14 protein-coding genes and 1 tRNA gene are annotated in these 15116 nt (G+C 65.2%); 8 read left to right on the forward strand and 7 right to left on the reverse strand.

Translation table 11 applies throughout. The annotated features are described in order from the left end of the window. Window positions 1-10: 10 nt before the first annotated feature. Window positions 11-910 (reverse strand): 4-hydroxy-tetrahydrodipicolinate synthase, encoded by a 900-nt coding sequence (dapA, locus tag SP5_RS00400; protein WP_042482433.1) that lies wholly within the window; start codon window positions 908-910, stop codon window positions 11-13. 80 nt (window positions 911-990) lie between these two features. On the opposite strand from dapA, the gene SP5_RS00405 reads away from it, so the two are divergent. The 4 genes from SP5_RS00405 to SP5_RS00420 all read left to right on the forward strand — a co-directional run bounded on the left by SP5_RS00405 (window position 991) and on the right by SP5_RS00420 (window position 4810). Continuing rightward, window positions 991-3000 (forward strand): lytic transglycosylase domain-containing protein, encoded by a 2010-nt coding sequence (locus SP5_RS00405; RefSeq protein WP_042482435.1) that lies wholly within the window; start codon window positions 991-993, stop codon window positions 2998-3000. 30 nt (window positions 3001-3030) lie between these two features. Further along, on the forward strand, window positions 3031-3513 hold the full coding sequence (greB, locus tag SP5_RS00410) for a transcription elongation factor GreB (RefSeq protein WP_042482441.1): 483 nt from the start codon (window positions 3031-3033) through the stop codon (window positions 3511-3513). A gap of 113 nt (window positions 3514-3626) precedes the next feature. Continuing rightward, window positions 3627-4007: a DoxX family protein gene (locus SP5_RS00415; RefSeq protein WP_042482444.1), complete on the forward strand. Its 381-nt coding sequence runs from the start codon at window positions 3627-3629 to the stop codon at window positions 4005-4007. A 26-nt stretch (window positions 4008-4033) separates the two neighbouring features. Then, a complete protein-coding gene (locus SP5_RS00420; RefSeq protein WP_042482446.1) occupies window positions 4034-4810 on the forward strand; it encodes an NYN domain-containing protein in 777 nt (258 codons plus the stop codon). Between the two features lie 24 nt (window positions 4811-4834). On the opposite strand, the gene SP5_RS00425 is transcribed toward SP5_RS00420, so the two are convergent. Then, window positions 4835-6019, reverse strand: a complete 1185-nt coding sequence (locus SP5_RS00425) for a sensor histidine kinase (RefSeq protein WP_042482447.1) — start codon at window positions 6017-6019, stop codon at window positions 4835-4837. 149 nt (window positions 6020-6168) lie between these two features. Then, complete coding sequence (ettA, locus tag SP5_RS00430; RefSeq protein WP_042482449.1) at window positions 6169-7848, reverse strand: energy-dependent translational throttle protein EttA; 1680 nt, start codon at window positions 7846-7848, stop codon at window positions 6169-6171. Between the two features lie 106 nt (window positions 7849-7954). Here ettA and SP5_RS00435 point away from each other — a divergent pair, with 106 nt between their 5' ends. The 3 genes from SP5_RS00435 (at window position 7955) to SP5_RS00445 (ending at window position 10046) form a co-directional block, all read left to right on the forward strand. Further along, entirely contained in the window at window positions 7955-9352 is a 1398-nt protein-coding gene (locus SP5_RS00435; protein WP_042482451.1) for a M20/M25/M40 family metallo-hydrolase, read from the forward strand. A 192-nt stretch (window positions 9353-9544) separates the two neighbouring features. Further along, a complete protein-coding gene (locus SP5_RS00440) occupies window positions 9545-9811 on the forward strand; it encodes a hypothetical protein (RefSeq protein ID WP_042482455.1) in 267 nt (88 codons plus the stop codon). A 159-nt stretch (window positions 9812-9970) separates the two neighbouring features. Beyond that, window positions 9971-10046: transfer RNA gene (locus SP5_RS00445), tRNA-Ile, on the forward strand. Window positions 10047-10068: 22 nt separating this feature from the next. On the opposite strand, the gene SP5_RS19855 is transcribed toward SP5_RS00445, so the two are convergent. Next, window positions 10069-10704: a PAS-domain containing protein gene (locus tag SP5_RS19855; protein ID WP_042482458.1), complete on the reverse strand. Its 636-nt coding sequence runs from the start codon at window positions 10702-10704 to the stop codon at window positions 10069-10071. A 152-nt stretch (window positions 10705-10856) separates the two neighbouring features. Here SP5_RS19855 and bfr point away from each other — a divergent pair, with 152 nt between their 5' ends. Continuing rightward, complete coding sequence (gene bfr, locus SP5_RS00455; protein WP_042482461.1) at window positions 10857-11378, forward strand: bacterioferritin; 522 nt, start codon at window positions 10857-10859, stop codon at window positions 11376-11378. A 194-nt stretch (window positions 11379-11572) separates the two neighbouring features. Here bfr and der read toward each other — a convergent pair whose 3' ends face one another. From der to SP5_RS00470, 3 genes are all read right to left on the reverse strand, one after another. Beyond that, the gene (gene der, locus SP5_RS00460; RefSeq protein WP_042482462.1) at window positions 11573-12943 is read right to left on the reverse strand and encodes a ribosome biogenesis GTPase Der; all 1371 of its coding nucleotides are present in this window, start codon (window positions 12941-12943) and stop codon (window positions 11573-11575) included. Between the two features lie 95 nt (window positions 12944-13038). After that, window positions 13039-14361 carry an outer membrane protein assembly factor BamB family protein gene (locus tag SP5_RS00465; RefSeq protein WP_042482465.1) on the reverse strand — a complete coding sequence of 441 codons (1323 nt, stop codon included), beginning with the start codon at window positions 14359-14361 and terminating at the stop codon, window positions 13039-13041. Then, entirely contained in the window at window positions 14358-15059 is a 702-nt protein-coding gene (locus SP5_RS00470; RefSeq protein WP_042482469.1) for a tetratricopeptide repeat protein, read from the reverse strand. The genes SP5_RS00465 and SP5_RS00470 overlap by 4 nt, the downstream gene beginning before the upstream one ends. Window positions 15060-15116: the final 57 nt, after the last annotated feature.

The following is a 15116-nucleotide window of genomic DNA, read 5'->3' on the forward strand; positions in this document are numbered from 1 at the left end:
AAGGCCGGGTTCAGATCAATCCGGCATGTGCCAGCGCGGCATCCACCTGCGCGCGCGATGCCTCGGACGGCCAGGTCATCGGCAGTCGGACGCCTTGCGGGAAATGCGGCATGATGCGGCTGAGTGCGTACTTGACCGGACCTGGCGAGGCGTCGGTGAACATCGCCTCGTGCAGCGGGAACAGCCGGTCGTGCAGTTCGAGCGCACGCGCCATGTCCCCGGCCGCACAGGCCGCCTGAAACTCCGCGCACAGGCGCGGCGCGACATTGGCCGTTACGGAGATGCACCCCACCCCGCCCATCGCGTTGAAGGCCAGCGCCAGATCGTCATTGCCCGACAGCTGGCAGAAATCCGGCCCCAGCGCTGCGCGATGATGCGACACGCGGGGCAGCGCGCCGCTGGCATCCTTCACGCCCACGAACACATGCGGAGCGGCCTTGACGATGCGGATCAGCGTCGACGGCTGGATATCGGTGACGGTCCGGCCGGGCACATTATAGAGGACGATGGGCAGCGGCGCATTCTTCGCCAGCTCGGCGAAGTGAAGCGCGATGCCCTCCTGGCTCGGCCGGTTGTAATAGGGCGGCACCATCAGCGCGGCGTCGGCCCCGGCTTCCTGCGCGGCCTTCAGGTTTTCGATCGCGACGATCGTGTCGTTCGAGCCTGCGCCCGCGATCACCGGCACCCGGCCGCGCGCCTGGTCGACGCAGACGCGCACGACGTGGAAATGCTCGTCCTTGGGCATGGTCGCCGCTTCGCCCGTGGTGCCGCAGGCGACCAGCGCGGTGGAGCCTTCCGAAATCTGCCATTCGACGAAATCCCGGAATTTCGCCTCATTGAACGCTCCGCCGACATGACCGCCCTGATCGTCGAACGGCGTCACAAGCGCCGGAATGGACCCTGAAAACATGAGAGGAAACGCGCTCCTGCTGCGCCGAGTGGGACAATTTGTTCAGGACATGTACGGGTAGAGTCCCTATTCTGTCCACCATGATGGCATTGACGAAGGCGGGGGCGCTCCTCGCGACATTGGCGGGATCGATGGTGGCACCGGGCGGGCAGGACCAGCTCGACCGATATCGCACGCAAATGGCGAATATGAGCCCCAATCAGACGGTGCAGGGCATGCCTGCACCCGCCGACGGCGCGATCGCGGCGGCGCTGGCCCAGTGGCGCGCGCTGCAACAGACCGATTCGCTGCCCTTCGACAGCTATGCCGGGTTCCTGATGGCGCATCCGGGCTGGCCGGGCGAGACGGGCAACCGCCGTGCCGCCGAGAAGCAGGCGGCGAACTTCACCGCCGCGCCATCGAGCATCGTCGCCTATTTCCGCCGCTTCCCGCCCCAGTCGGCGGCGGGCGGCGTGGCCTATGCCCGCGCGCTGCTCGCGACCGGCGCTCCCGCCGAAGCGGCGCAGGCGGCGCGAACGGCATGGCGGCGCGGCGTGCTGTCACCGAACGACGAAGCGCTGGTCATGTCGACCTTCGCCTCCGCGCTGACGCCCGAGGATCAGGACGCTCGGATGGATGCCCTGCTCTGGTCGGGGCAGACGACTGCGGCGGCGCGTCAGCTCAACTATACCAGTGCCGCACGGCGTCCGATCTTCGCGGCACGACTGGCCTTCCGCACCCGATCGGCGGATGCCCCCAGCCTGTCGGCCTCCACCGCCGAACTCTATGCCAATGATGCGGGCTATATCGCCGACCGTGCCATGTGGCTGCGCGATACCGGCGACAGCCTGACCGCGCGCTCCTCGCTCGCCCGTTCGCGGCAACTGGCCACCCGGCCGGGCAATGTCGAGAAATTCTATGAGGCATTGCTCGTCAATGCGCGCGCGGCGGCGGCCGACAACCAGCTCCAGACCGCCTATGACATCGCGCGGCAGGTGGACGACGCCTATCCGGCGGGCACCGATGTCTCGACCAAGCCCTATGGCGAGCGCGACGACTATACGAGCCTGGTCTGGCTCGCGGGGCAAACCGCGATGAAACTGGCCCGCCCCGCCGATGCGATGACGCTGTTCGACCGCTATGGCCGGGGTAGCCAGTCGCCGCAGACCCGCGCCAAGGGCTTCTATTGGGCGGGTCGCGCGGCGGAGGCGGCTGGCCGTTCGAGCGAGGCGGCGGGTTTCTACAACCGGGCCGCGCAATATCGCGATCAATTCTATGGTCAGCTGGCGCTGGAGCGGACCGGCCGCCCGCTGGTCGCGCCGCCCGTGATCGCCGCGACCAATGTCGCGCCAGCCGTCCGCGCCGCCTTCGATGCGCGCGAGACGGTGCGCGCCGCCCGGTTCCTGGGCATGATCGGCCAGTGGCAGGACCAGAGCGCCTTCATCCGCCAGATCGCGGCGGATGCGGAGGACGAGAATGATCACCTGCTTGCCGCGGACCTGTCACGCAGCATCAACCGCCCCGACCTGGCCGTCATGGTCGGGCGCAGCGCGATGCAGAACGGGCTGACCGATTATTCGGCCGCTGGCTTTCCGACGATCCCGGTCCCGACCGGCTATGAGCAGAGCTGGACGATCATCCACGCCATCGCGCGGCAGGAAAGCCAGTTCGACCGCGCCGCCGTCAGCCATGCGGGCGCGCGTGGCCTGATGCAGCTGATGCCCGCCACCGCCGCCGAGCAGTCGGGCAAGATCGGCTTGTCCTACTCGCCCGCCGCGCTGACCACCGATCCGAACCTGTCGATCCAGCTGGGCGCCAGTTATTTCGAGAGAATCCGCAATAACTATGGCAGCTATCCACTTGCGATTGCAGCCTATAATGCGGGCGGCGGCAATGTGAACAAGTGGCTTCGCGCCAATGGCGACCCGCGCACCGGCTCGGTCGACATCGTCGACTGGATCGAGGCGATTCCCTATTCCGAGACCCGCAACTATGTGCAGCGGGTCCTGGAGAATGCGGTCGTCTATGACCTGATGAACCCGGCGCGCGCGACCAGCCGGGGACCGACGCCGCTCAGCTGGTATCTGGGCAAGTCGTCGCGGCCGGGTTGATCGCGGCGGCATAGGGAATAGAGGGGGGCGATGGATCGTCCCAACTATATCACCCCGGCGGGCTATGCCGCGCTGCGTCAGGAATATGAGGCGCTGTTCGCGGTCGAGCGACCCAAGCTGGTCGACACGATCGCCTGGGCGGCTGGCAATGGCGACCGCTCCGAGAATGGCGACTATATCTATGGTCGCAAGCGCCTGCGCGAAATCGACCGGCGGCTGGGATGGCTGTCCAAGCGGATGAAGGCTGCCAAGGTCATCGACCCTGCCCGGCAGGAAGACCGCGGCAAGGTCTGGTTCGGCGCGACCGTCACGATCGCCGACGAAGACGACAACGAGCGCGTGCTCACGCTGGTCGGTGATGACGAGGCGGATGCGGGCAAAGGCCGGGTCGGCTGGAACGCGCCCCTCGTCCGGGCGCTGCGCGGGGCGTCGGTCGGCGATCTGCGGCGCGTGACGCTGCCGGCGGGGGAACGCGAATATGAAGTGATCGCCATCGCCTATCCCGATCCGTAACCGCATTCGCAACGGTTCGTTTCATATCCGGTTCTTGCTGTGGGACTGGCGGACAGCAAGATATTGCTCATGGGACAGCGATCCTCGCGGCCCTTCCTGAATGAGTATCGGTCATGCCTATCCCCGCCCGTTTCTCCGCCCCGCTTCTGTCGCTGTTCCGGGCCGTCTTCGGCCTGATGTTCCTGGCGCACGGCGTCTCGAAATTCTTCGGGCTCCCGCCCTTCCCCATGCCGCTCAGTCCGTTGCTGACGGCGGCGGGCGTGCTGGAACTGGGCGGTGGCGCATTGCTGCTGATCGGGTTGTTCACGCGGCCCGTGGCCTTCCTGCTGGCGGGCCAGATGGCGGTCGCCTATTTCACGGCCCATGCGCCGCAGGGTTTCCTGCCGCTGGCCAATGGCGGTGAGGCGGCGATTCTGTACTGCTTCGCCTTTCTGTACCTCGCGGCGGCCGGTGGCGGTTCGATCGGCGTCGATGCAATGCGCCGTGGCGACTGATCCGCGGCTCTGATAGTCAGGGCGCCATGAACGCCCTGACCCACAATATCGCGCTGCTCATCGATGCCGACAATGCGCAGTCGGCCGCCATCGACCCTGTGCTGACCGTGCTTGCCGAGCTGGGCACGGTCAATGTCCGCCGCGCCTATGGCAACTGGTCCAAGCCCGGCCTGAAGGGCTGGCGCGACGTCATGGTCAAGCACGGCATCGAGCCGCAGCAGCAGTTCGACCTGACCAAGGGCAAGAACGCCACCGACATGAAGATGACCATCGATGCCATGGACCTGCTGTTCCGGGGGCGAATCGACGGGTTCGGCATCATGTCGTCGGACAGCGACTTCATGCCATTGGCCACGCGCATCCGGCAGGACGGCTTTCCCGTCTATGGCTTCGGCAACAGCCGTACGCCCGAGGCATTCAAGCAGGCATGCAGCCGCTTCATCGATGTGGGCGCGCTGATCGGCGAAGCGGCCCGCCCCGCTGTTGCGAAGCCCGTTACGGCCGACGTCCCGCTGGCCGATTCGCTACCGCCCTCGATCGAACAGGCCAAGCGGACGGCTGGTACACCGCGCCCGATCGACGAGGAACTGCTCAAGCTGCTGGTCGACGCCTATAATTCGGTGAAGCGCGACGAGCGCGGCTTTGCCAGCCTGTCGGCCATCGGCCAGCTGGCGGGCAACCGCTCGAGCTTCGACACGCGCAATTTCGGCTTCAAGCGATTGTCCGACCTGATCGAGGCGGTCCCCAATTTCCAGACCGAACGGCGCGAAGACGGCCGGACCTATGTGAAGCGGGTGCGGTAATCCTCCCCCGAGCGGGAAGGATTCTCAATCCCTCGGATCGGGCATGGTCAGCGTCGCGCAGGTCCCCGGCGCGGCATCGTCGAACCGCACCTCGCCCCGCAACTGCCGGGCTAGGCTGGTGATCATCCGCATGCCCAGGCTGAGGCGGGAGGCTGCCTTCATGTCGAAATCGGCGGGCAGGCCCTTGCCCTTGTCGCGCACCGACAGGACGATCTGTCCGTCCCGCGCGTGCAGGCCGACATCGATCACGCCGCCTTCCTCGCCATAGGCATATTTGATCGCGTTGGTCAGCAGCTCGGTCAGCATCAGCCCGATGGGGATCGCGGTATCGGCGTTCATCTCGATCGCCTCGATATCGCAATGCACCTCATGATCCTTGGCCTGCTGGGCCAGCTGATCCGCGATGCCACAGGCCAGGTCGTCGAGCGACACCATGCCGACCCGCTCGCTGCGCCACAGCCGGTCATGGGTCTGCGCGATGGCGGCGATCCGCGCCTGCGCATCGTTCAACATCCTCAGAACACGGGGGTCGTCATCCTCCTGCTTCTGGAGGTTCAGCATGGCCGACACCAGCGCCAGGCTGTTCTTGACCCGGTGGCTGGCCTCACGCGTCAGCAATTGCTGATGCTCCACCGCCTCGGCCAGACGGCGCTCGGCCTCCTGCCGCTCGATCGCGACACCGATCAGATTGGCGAAACCCTGCATGAAGGCAAGGTCGGCCTCCTCGAAACGGCCCTCGTCCGGGCTGTCGACCTCCAGCACCCCGTAACGCTGGCCGGATGCCTCGACCAGCACGTTGATCGCGCGGCGAATCCTGTGGTCGGCCATGAATTGCGGCGTCCGAAACCGTTCTTCCTGGTCGAGATGGTTGGAAATGACCCCCTGCCCCGTCTGGAGCGCAAAGCCTGCTGGCGAACCCATATCGGTGCGCATCTCGGTCGAGCCGACCACACCCGCCCCCCAGCCCACGCCGGTGCGAACCAGAAGCGTTTCCCGGTCTGCCTTGTATTCCAGAAATTTACAGAAGGAAGATCGCATCCCCTCTGCACAAAGCTCGGTCGCCCGCTGCAGCATTGGGTCCAGGTCGCGGGCGCGCAATGCCTCGATCCCGAAGGCGGCGAGGACCGATTGCTGGCGGAGCCGATAATGCAACTGCCCTGCGCTGGCGATCTCACGATCTTCGCCCTGCGCCTGCTCCACTACCGCCATTCCCCACCGCGCCCTTTGTTACCCTGTCGTTATAACGGTCCAGATGGGGATTGGCCGCATCGGTTTAAACCCATGGGCCAGCGCCCGATACGGCAACGCCCTCCCCGATCGCTCGGGAAGGGCGTCATCCGAAACCGACGTCGCCGGGATCAGCGGGTCAGTTTCTTATAGGCCAGACGCGTCGGACGATCGGCGGCATCGCCCATACGGCGACGCTTGTCCTCTTCGTAGGATTCGTAATTGCCCTCGAACCATTCGACATGGCTGTCGCCCTCGAACGCCAGGATGTGGGTGCAGAGGCGGTCGAGGAAGAAGCGGTCGTGGCTGATGACCACGGCGCAGCCCGCGAACGTCTCCAGCGCCTCTTCCAGCGCGCGAAGCGTTTCCACGTCGAGGTCGTTGGTCGGTTCGTCGAGCAGCAGGACGTTGCCGCCCTCCTTCAACATCTTGGCCATATGGACGCGGTTGCGCTCGCCGCCCGACAGCTGGCCGACCTTCTTCTGCTGGTCGGGGCCGCGGAAGTTGAACGCGCCGACATAGGCGCGCGTGCCCAGCTCCTGCTTGCCGAAACGGAAGACCTCCAGCTCGTCGGAGATTTCCTGCCAGACATTCTTGTTGGGATCGAGGTCGTCGCGGCTCTGGTCGACATAGCCGAGCTTCACGGTCGAACCGATCTCGATCGTGCCCGCATCGGGCTGTTCCTGGCCGGTGATGAGCTTGAACAGCGTCGACTTGCCCGCGCCGTTCGGACCGATCACGCCGACGATACCGCCTGGCGGCAGCATGAAGTCGAGATTTTCGAACAGCAGCTTGTCGCCATAGGACTTGGTCAGCCCCTTGGCCTCGATCACCTTGCCGCCCAGGCGCTCGGGGATCTGGATCAGGATCTGCGCCTTGCCCGCGACGCGGTTCTCCTGCTTCTCCATCAGTTCCTCGAACGCGCGGATACGCGCCTTCGACTTGGTCTGACGGGCCTTGGGCGTCTGACGCATCCAGGCCAGCTCGTCGGCGATCGCCTTCTGCTTGCCCGCCTCGTCGCGCTCCTCCTGCTCCAGGCGCTTGGCCTTCTTTTCCAGATAGCCGGAATAGTTGGATTCGTAGGTGTAGTAGCGGCCGCGATCCAGCTCGAGCACCCAGTTGACGACGTTATCCAGGAAGTAGCGGTCGTGGGTGACGAGGATGACGTTACCCGCATATTCCTTCAGATAGTTTTCCAGCCACGAGACACTTTCGGCGTCCAGGTGGTTGGTCGGTTCGTCGAGCAGCAGCACGTCGGGCTTTTCGAGCAGCAGCTTGCAGAGCGCCACGCGGCGCTTCTCACCACCCGACAGGCGGGTGACGTCGGCGTCGCCCGGCGGGCAGCGCAGCGCTTCCATCGCCTGTTCGAGCTGGCTGTCGAGCGACCAGCCGTCGACCGCATCGATCTTGGCCTGAAGCTCGCCCATCTCTTCCATCAGGGCGTCGAAATCGGTGTCGTCCTTGGGATCGCCCATCTCGGCCGAAATGGCGTTGAAGCGATCGACCAGATCGGCGACGGGGCGCACGCCGTCCTTGACATTGCCCATCACGTCCTTGGTGGGATCGAGCTGCGGCTCCTGCGCAAGATAGCCGACGCGGACACCCTCGGCGGCCCAGGCCTCGCCGGTGAAGTCGGTGTCCATGCCCGCCATCACCTTCATCAGCGTGGACTTGCCCGCGCCGTTCGGGCCGATGATCGCGATCTTCGCGCTCGGCAGGAACTGAAGGTGGATGTTGTTGAGGACAGGCTTGTTGGCGCCGGGGAAGGTCTTGGTCAGACCCTTCATCACATAGGTATATTGGACGGCCATGGCGGCGCGGGGCTCCGTGCTTTTGCGACTGTGGGATATTTGCCCGCCCATGTAGTGGTTGCGCGGGCGGTTGGCAAACGGGACCGGCTGCGTAACACTCCATTCCATGAAGCGCATTCTTCTCGCGGCCCTGACCGCCTCCGCCCTGTCCTCCCCCGCCCTGGCGCAACGGACCCCGCCGCCCCCGCCCGCAACCGTCGCTCCCGAGGTCGAACGACTGCGCGATGCGGCGCTGAACGATACGGTCGCCTGGGATATCGTCGAGGGGCTGACGACCGAAGTCGGCCAGCGGCTGGCCGGCACCGAAGCCGAAGCGCGCGCACGGGCATGGTCGGTGGCCAGGCTGACGGCGCTGGGCTTCAAGAATGTGCGGATCGAGCCCTATCGGATGCCGGTATGGGAACGCGGCGCCGAGAGCGCGGAAATCCTGGCGCCCTTTCCGCAGAAGCTGACGCTGGCCGCGCTCGGCAATTCGGGCGCGACACCGGCGGGCGGCCTGACGGGCGAGGTCGCGGTCTTCCCCAGCATGGCGGCGTTCCAATCGGCGCCCGATGACGCGATCCGCGGCAAGATCGTCTATATCGGCAATGCCATGCCCCGGACCCAGGATGGTTCGGGCTATGGCGCCTATGGCACGGCGCGCTTCACCGGCCCTGCGTTGGCGGCCAGGCGCGGCGCGGTCGCGATCGTCATCCGCTCGATCGGCACCGACCATCATCGCTTCCCCCATACCGGCACCACCAACTTCCCCGAGGGCGTGAAGCCCATCCCGGCGGCCGCGCTCTCGGTTCCCGACGCCGAGCAGCTGGAGCGGATTGCCAGCCGGGGCCAGCCGGTCCGCATGAAGCTGGTCCTGACCCCGCGCATGGTCGGCACCCGCGAATCGGGCAACGTCATCGCCGAAGTGCCCGGCAGCGATCCGTCGGCGGGCATCGTGCTGGTCGGCGGCCATCTCGACAGCTGGGACCTCGGGACTGGCGCGATCGATGATGCCAGCGGTATCGCGATCACCGCCGCGGCGGCCAAGCGGATCATGGATGCGGGTCAGCCGCGTCGGACCATCCGCGTCGTCTGGTTCGGGGCCGAGGAAGTCGGCGGCATGGGCGGCGAGGCCTATGCCAAGGCCCATGCCGGTGAGCGCCATGCCACGGCATCGGAAAGCGATTTCGGCGCGGACCGGGTCTGGCGGTTCGAGGTCAACCTGCCCGCCACCGCCAGGCCGATCGCGGACCGGCTCCAGACCGCGCTCGCGCCGCTGGGCATCACGCGGGGCAGCGGCCTGGGCGGCGACGGCACCGATATCGGCCCGACGATCGAGCTTGGAACCGCCGGGATCGACCTGAACCAGTCGGGATGGGATTATTTCGATACTCATCACACGCCCGACGACGTGTTGGATCGCGTCGATCCGGCGGCGCTTCGCCAGAATGTCGCCGCCTGGACCGCCATGCTGGCGGTCGTCGCCAACGCGCCCGAAGCGATCGGCCCGGTCAGCCCACGCTGATCCGTCGGTTTCATGGTAACCTTTTGGTAACGTCAACGCCTTGAAAAAGCCCGATCCGTGCCATCGGTTCGTCGCGAACCTTGCTTGTCCGTGAATTTTGCGGATTGACCGCGATGAACCGCACGTTATTTGAGCCGCTTCGCGACGGCATTCGGGCCGGCCGCGATTTTTGCTTTGCTTGGGAGCATTCGAATGAAGAAGATCGCTTTCGTTCTCGCTGCCGCCGGCCTGATGTCCGTCGCCGCCTGCAACAAGTCGCCGGAAGCTGCCGCTGTTGAGAACAACGCGGACATGCTGGCTGACAACATGGAAATGTCGGCTGACAACATGGAAGCCGCTGCGGACAACACCTCGAACGCTGCTGCTGCCGCGACCCTCGAGAACGCTGCCGACAACATGAACGCCGCTGCCGACAACGTCCGTGACGCTGCCGACGCCAAGGCGGACAACATGCAGTAATAGCCGCCTCGGGCCTTCGGGTCCGAAGCGCCGACTGCTATGTCGGAAAAGGGCGCTTTCCATGCGGAAGCGCCCTTTTTCTTTGTCTCATTTCCTGTGCAAAGATGCCGCACGACGCTTGCGAAGTCCGGCTGCATCACGCTAACGACATTTGCGGTGGGGCCTGTAGCTCAACGGTTAGAGCTGGCCGCTCATAACGGCTAGGTTGCGGGTTCGAGTCCTGCCGGGCCCACCAAACCTCCCCTCGATATCGGCCATTATCGATCCCTGTCGTCGGCAAGCTCGAGCGACGCCGCGTTGATCCGGCTGATCTCCACCAGCACATCCGACGTTTCGATCGACAGGTTGCGCACCTCCTCGGCGACGACCGCGAATCCGCGCCCCTGGTCTCCCAGCCGCGCAGCCTCGATACTCGCGTTCAGGGCGACCAGCCGGGTGTTGGCCGAAATCCGGCCCACCCGCTCCAGCATGGCCACGGTTTCGCGGTTGAGATCGTCGCGTTGTCGAATGACGCGCGTCAGATCGCGCTCATGCGTCACATCGACAAAGGTCAGCACCGCGCCGTGATCGGGCTGCGGGTGATAGGTGATCTCCAGGACATGACCGTCATCGAAATGGTGGTCGAACTGGCGCCGCTCCCCCTCACGCGCCCATTGCCGGTGATTGTCGAGGATGGCTGCCTTTCGAACATCCGACCAGCCCACCGCATTGCCCACATGGTGGAGATAATCGGCCAGGCTCGCCCCCCTGGTCACGGCGCTGTCCGGCAGACCGAACATACGGCCAACATAATGATTGATCAGGATGATCCGCTCGTCCCGATCATAGATCACGATACCGTGCCGGACATGTTCCATGACCAGCGCCAGCTGCTCCGCCGCACTCACCGACACGGGTTGACCTCATCATTTATAACTTATGTTGTCTTTACCAGCTTTCCCACCAGATGAAAGCGCGACGTATTTTTACTGATGAAATGGGCCTTGTCGGGGCGACATATGGTCTTCTAAGGTGCGGTCAAACACAGTCATGAAAGGTAGGATTGATGGCGGTTAAAGGCGATCCGAAGGTCATCGAGTATTTGAACGAGGCGCTCAAGAACGAGCTGACCGCGATCAACCAGTATTTCCTGCATTACCGGCTGCTCGACCACTGGGGCGTCTACAAGCTCGCCCAATTCGAGTATAAGGAATCCATCGACGAGATGCGCCATGCCGACTGGCTGGCCGAACGCATCCTGTTCCTGGACGGACTGCCGAATTTCCAGCTGCTGGGTCGCCTGCGCATCGGCGAGACGGTCGAGGAAGTGCTCAAAGGCGATCTGGCCATCGAGGTCGAGGCCGTCGCCCAGCTGAAGGAAGCCATCGCCTATTGCGAGGAAGTTCGGGACTATGTCAGCCGCGACCTGTTCCAGCGCATCCTGGCGAGCGAGGAAGAGCATGTCGACACGCTGGAGCGCCAGTTCGAGATGATCGCGCGCATGGGCATCCAGAACTATGTTCAGTTGAACGCGATGGCGGAAAACGACACGCCCAAGTCGGGCGCGGCTCCGCATCTTCAGGGATAAGGCGACGGGGGCGGGTCTGATGGCCCGCCCCCTGTCCCCGGGCATCACCCACCCACCCGTTCAGCCTGAGTGAAGTCGAAGGCCACGGGAAAACGCGTGTTGCGCCCTTGGGCCGATGCCAGCCCCTTGGCCTTCGACTTCGCTCAGGCTGAACGGGTGGTTGGATAGGCGGCTCCAGTTGAGCCGCCCGCCCCTCAATCCTTCTTGCCGAACGGGTTCTTCGGCGCACGCAGTGTCAGGCGCACCGGCACCGCACCGAAACCCAGCTCCCGCCGCATCGAATTGACCAGATACCGCTCATAGCTGGCGGGCAGCTGATCGACGCGGGTGCCGAAGATAACAAAGCTCGGCGGACGCGACTTGACCTGGGTGACATAGCGCAGCTTGATCCGCTTGCCGCCGGGCGCAGGCGGGGGATTGGCCTCGACCGCGCGCTCGAACCAGCGGTTGAGTTCGCCGGTCGGCACACGCTTCGACCAGGCCGCGCGCGTTTCGAACGCCGCTTCAATCAGCGTATCGAGACCCTTGCCGGTCGCTCCCGACACGGTGAGAAGCGGCACGCCCTTCACCTGGCTGAGCCCGTCTTCGAGCGCCTTGCGAACTCCGTTGAACAGTGAAGACGGACTTTCCGCGACATCCCACTTGTTGAGCGCGATCAGCAGGGCGCGGCCCTCTTCCAGCACACGGTCGGCGATGCGCAGATCCTGCGATTCCAGGCCCAGCGTCGCATCGAGCAGCAGCACCACGACCTCGGCAAAATCGACCGCGCGCAACGCGTCGGCGACGGACAGCTTTTCCAGCTTATCCTGCACCTTGGCCTTTTTGCGCATACCCGCCGTATCGATCAGGCGGACCTGCCGCACCTCGCCGTCACGGTCGTGCCATTCCCAATCGATCGCGATCGAATCGCGCGTGATACCCGCTTCCGGCCCCGTGATCAGGCGATCCTGGCCCAGGAAACGGTTGATGAGCGTCGACTTGCCCGCATTGGGGCGGCCCACGATCGCCAGCTTGAGCGGCGCGAAGGGGTTTTCGAGGTCGACCTCCTCCTCTTCCTCAACCTCACGGTCGATAAAGGGCAGCAGCGCCTCGAACAGGTCGCCCACGCCTTCGCCATGTTCGGCGGACAGCTGGACCGGATCGCCGAAGCCGAGCGCCAACGCCTCAAGGATGCCCTGTTCGGCCGCACGGCCCTCCGCCTTGTTGGCGGCGAGCACGATCGGCGTGTCGGAGCTGCGCAGCCAGCGGGCGATTTCCTCGTCGAGCGGCATGATCCCCGCACGGGCGTCGACCAGAAAAAGTGCGACATCGGCCTCGCTGACCGCCGCTTCGGTCTGGCGGCGCATCCGGCCGGGCAATGTGTCGGGGTCTTCGTCTTCGTAACCGGCCGTATCGATGATACGGAAATCCAGGCCCAGCAGGTGCGCGTCGCCTTCGCGCCGGTCGCGCGTTACACCGGGCCGGTCGTCGACTAGCGCCAGCTTCTTTCCGACCAGACGATTGAACAGCGTCGACTTGCCGACATTGGGACGGCCGACGATCGCGACGATAGGGAGATTAGCCATCGCCCCCCGTTAGCGAAAGGCGAGCCTTTCGTCACGCGTATAGCGGTACAAATGTGCCGCCCCGTGGAACAAATGTCCCACGGGGCGATATGGCATCACTTGAAGGCGGTGATCCGCCCCTTCTGGTCGAGGACGTACAGCACATTGTTGGCGACGATCGGCGGCAGCGCAAACGGCGTCTTGGTGTCGACCGCCGCCTGGACCGATCCGTCCCCCGGATTGGCGTAGACGATCTGCCCTTCCGAATTGGTCAGGATCAGGCGGTTGCCCGCCAGCACCGGGCCGAACCAGGTGATCGCGCCGGTCTTCTTCTTTTCCTTGTGGAAACGCTGGAGCTGCGCGATCCAGCGGGCCTTGCCGCTCGACCGGGCCAACGCGACCAGGCGTGCGTCGTCGGTGACGAGGAAAATCCACTCGCCCGCGATCCACGGGGTCGAGAGCCCGGCGAAATTCTGTTCCCACAGGCGCTGGCCGGTCGACAGTTCCAGCGCGACCATGCGGCCGCCCTGGCCCAGCGCATAGACGCGGCCCTGATCGATCACCGGCGCGGCGTCGATGTCCGACAGGGTCGACACCGAGGTGGAAATGCTCGTCCGCGACAGTGCGTCCTGCCACAGCAGACGGCCATTTTCATAACGATAGGCGTTCAATTCGCCGCTGGAGAAACCGGCGACGACCGTCCCCTGGCTGGCCGACGGAGCCGCGACGCCGTACACGCCCTGCGTCTCCAGCGTCCCCTGCCCGGCCCAGACGATCTTACCGTCTGCCTGGTTGATGGCGTAAAGCTGATTGTCCTGGGTCAGGACATAGACATTGCCGTTGGCAATGGTCGGCGATCCACGCAACGGGCCGCTGGGCTTGGCGCGCCACAGCACCTTGCCGTCGGCGGCGCTGGCCGCGATCACATCGCCCAGACCGTCCGACGCGAACACCGTGCCGCTGTCATAGCTGGCCCCGCCGCCGAAGCGGGCAAGGCGGTTCGCGTCCCCCTCGGTGATGCCGGTCGACCACAGGCGCGCGCCGGTATCGGCGTTCATCGCGACGAGATTGCCCTCGACATCGACGACGAACAGCTTGCCCTCGGCCACGACCGGCGCGGCGCCCAGCGGATCACGCGCCGAACCGCCGTTGATCGTCGCGGTCCAAAGGCGCTGCGGCTGCTCCGCCAGCGCGAGCTGGCCCATCGACTTGGCGGCGTTGCCGCCCGGCTGCGACCATTCGGGGTTCGCCTCGGGCGCGGGCAGCAGGACCTGAACGTCGGCGATCGTCTTGTCCGCCTCGACCCCTGTCTCCGACACCAGGATCGGGATGCGATTGCCCACGGTCGGCGTTTTCTTGGGCGCGCTTTTGAATACCCCGCAGGCGCCCAGCGCCATCAGCGCGGCGAGCGCTGCCGAGGTGCGGAAATGCTTCGTCATTGGGTCTTGGTGTCCTCACTCTGGCCGACCGCGTCGACCCCCAATACGCCGGCCATCTGAACCGCACGTTGCCGCAACGTATCGGGCACATCCTTGTCGCTGGCAATCTGGCCGAACAAACGGCCTGCCTGGTCGCGCTTGTTCATGCGCAGATAGGCTATAGCAACCATCTCGCCCGCGCTGCCGAAATAGGCGTTGCCGGGCACCGCCATGCCGCCCAGCCGCGCCACGACGGCCTCGGGCTTCATCGTGTCATATTCGGCCATGGTCTGGCGGACCAGCGCCAGATCGCGGAACGGCTGGGCCAGCGACGTGTCGTTGGCGATGGCGGCAAAGCGGGCCGCAGCGCCCTTCATGTCGTCCTTCTGCAACAGAATGTCGGCCTGGGTGAACTCGGCGAGCGCGCGATAGGCATCGACATTGGTGTTGGACAGCGCCTTCAGCTTCTCGCCCGCCGTCTTGGTGTCGTTCTGGCCCAGCGCGTCATAGGCAGCCTGCAGCTGTTCCCCATCGACACCCGCCGCCTGATGCTGGCGATGCTGCCAATAAAGATAGCCGCCGAACGCCGCGAGTGCGACGATGATCGCCGCGCCGACGATAAGGCCCCACCGGGTCCAGAAAGACGTCAGCCTTTCGCGACGCAGTTCGTCGTCGACCTCGCTCAAAAAGGCCTGGCTGGATTGGGGCGTTAGGGCCAAGACGGGCTCCGCTATTCTGGATCAAGGCAATATAGAAGCCGCGACCTTTAGCGAGGA

Source organism: Sphingomonas parapaucimobilis NBRC 15100 (genome assembly GCF_000787715.1).
Classification (GTDB): domain Bacteria; phylum Pseudomonadota; class Alphaproteobacteria; order Sphingomonadales; family Sphingomonadaceae; genus Sphingomonas; species Sphingomonas parapaucimobilis.

Bases quoted from the DNA above. Each gene is read 5' to 3' on its own strand.
- bfr (WP_042482461.1), top strand. From the start codon at position 10,857: ATGGCGGTTAAAGGCGATCCGAAGGTCATCGAGTATTTGAACGAGGCG.
- SP5_RS00405 (WP_042482435.1), top strand. From the start codon at position 991: ATGATGGCATTGACGAAGGCGGGGGCGCTCCTCGCGACATTGGCGGGA.
- SP5_RS00425 (WP_042482447.1), bottom strand. From the start codon at position 6,019: ATGGCGGTAGTGGAGCAGGCGCAGGGCGAAGATCGTGAGATCGCCAGC.
- SP5_RS00435 (WP_042482451.1), top strand. From the start codon at position 7,955: ATGAAGCGCATTCTTCTCGCGGCCCTGACCGCCTCCGCCCTGTCCTCC.
- greB (WP_042482441.1), top strand. From the start codon at position 3,031: ATGGATCGTCCCAACTATATCACCCCGGCGGGCTATGCCGCGCTGCGT.
- SP5_RS00415 (WP_042482444.1), top strand. From the start codon at position 3,627: ATGCCTATCCCCGCCCGTTTCTCCGCCCCGCTTCTGTCGCTGTTCCGG.
- ettA (WP_042482449.1), bottom strand. From the start codon at position 7,848: ATGGCCGTCCAATATACCTATGTGATGAAGGGTCTGACCAAGACCTTC.
- SP5_RS00420 (WP_042482446.1), top strand. From the start codon at position 4,034: ATGAACGCCCTGACCCACAATATCGCGCTGCTCATCGATGCCGACAAT.
- SP5_RS00465 (WP_042482465.1), bottom strand. From the start codon at position 14,361: ATGACGAAGCATTTCCGCACCTCGGCAGCGCTCGCCGCGCTGATGGCG.
- SP5_RS00440 (WP_042482455.1), top strand. From the start codon at position 9,545: ATGAAGAAGATCGCTTTCGTTCTCGCTGCCGCCGGCCTGATGTCCGTC.
- dapA (WP_042482433.1), bottom strand. From the start codon at position 910: ATGTTTTCAGGGTCCATTCCGGCGCTTGTGACGCCGTTCGACGATCAG.
- der (WP_042482462.1), bottom strand. From the start codon at position 12,943: ATGGCTAATCTCCCTATCGTCGCGATCGTCGGCCGTCCCAATGTCGGC.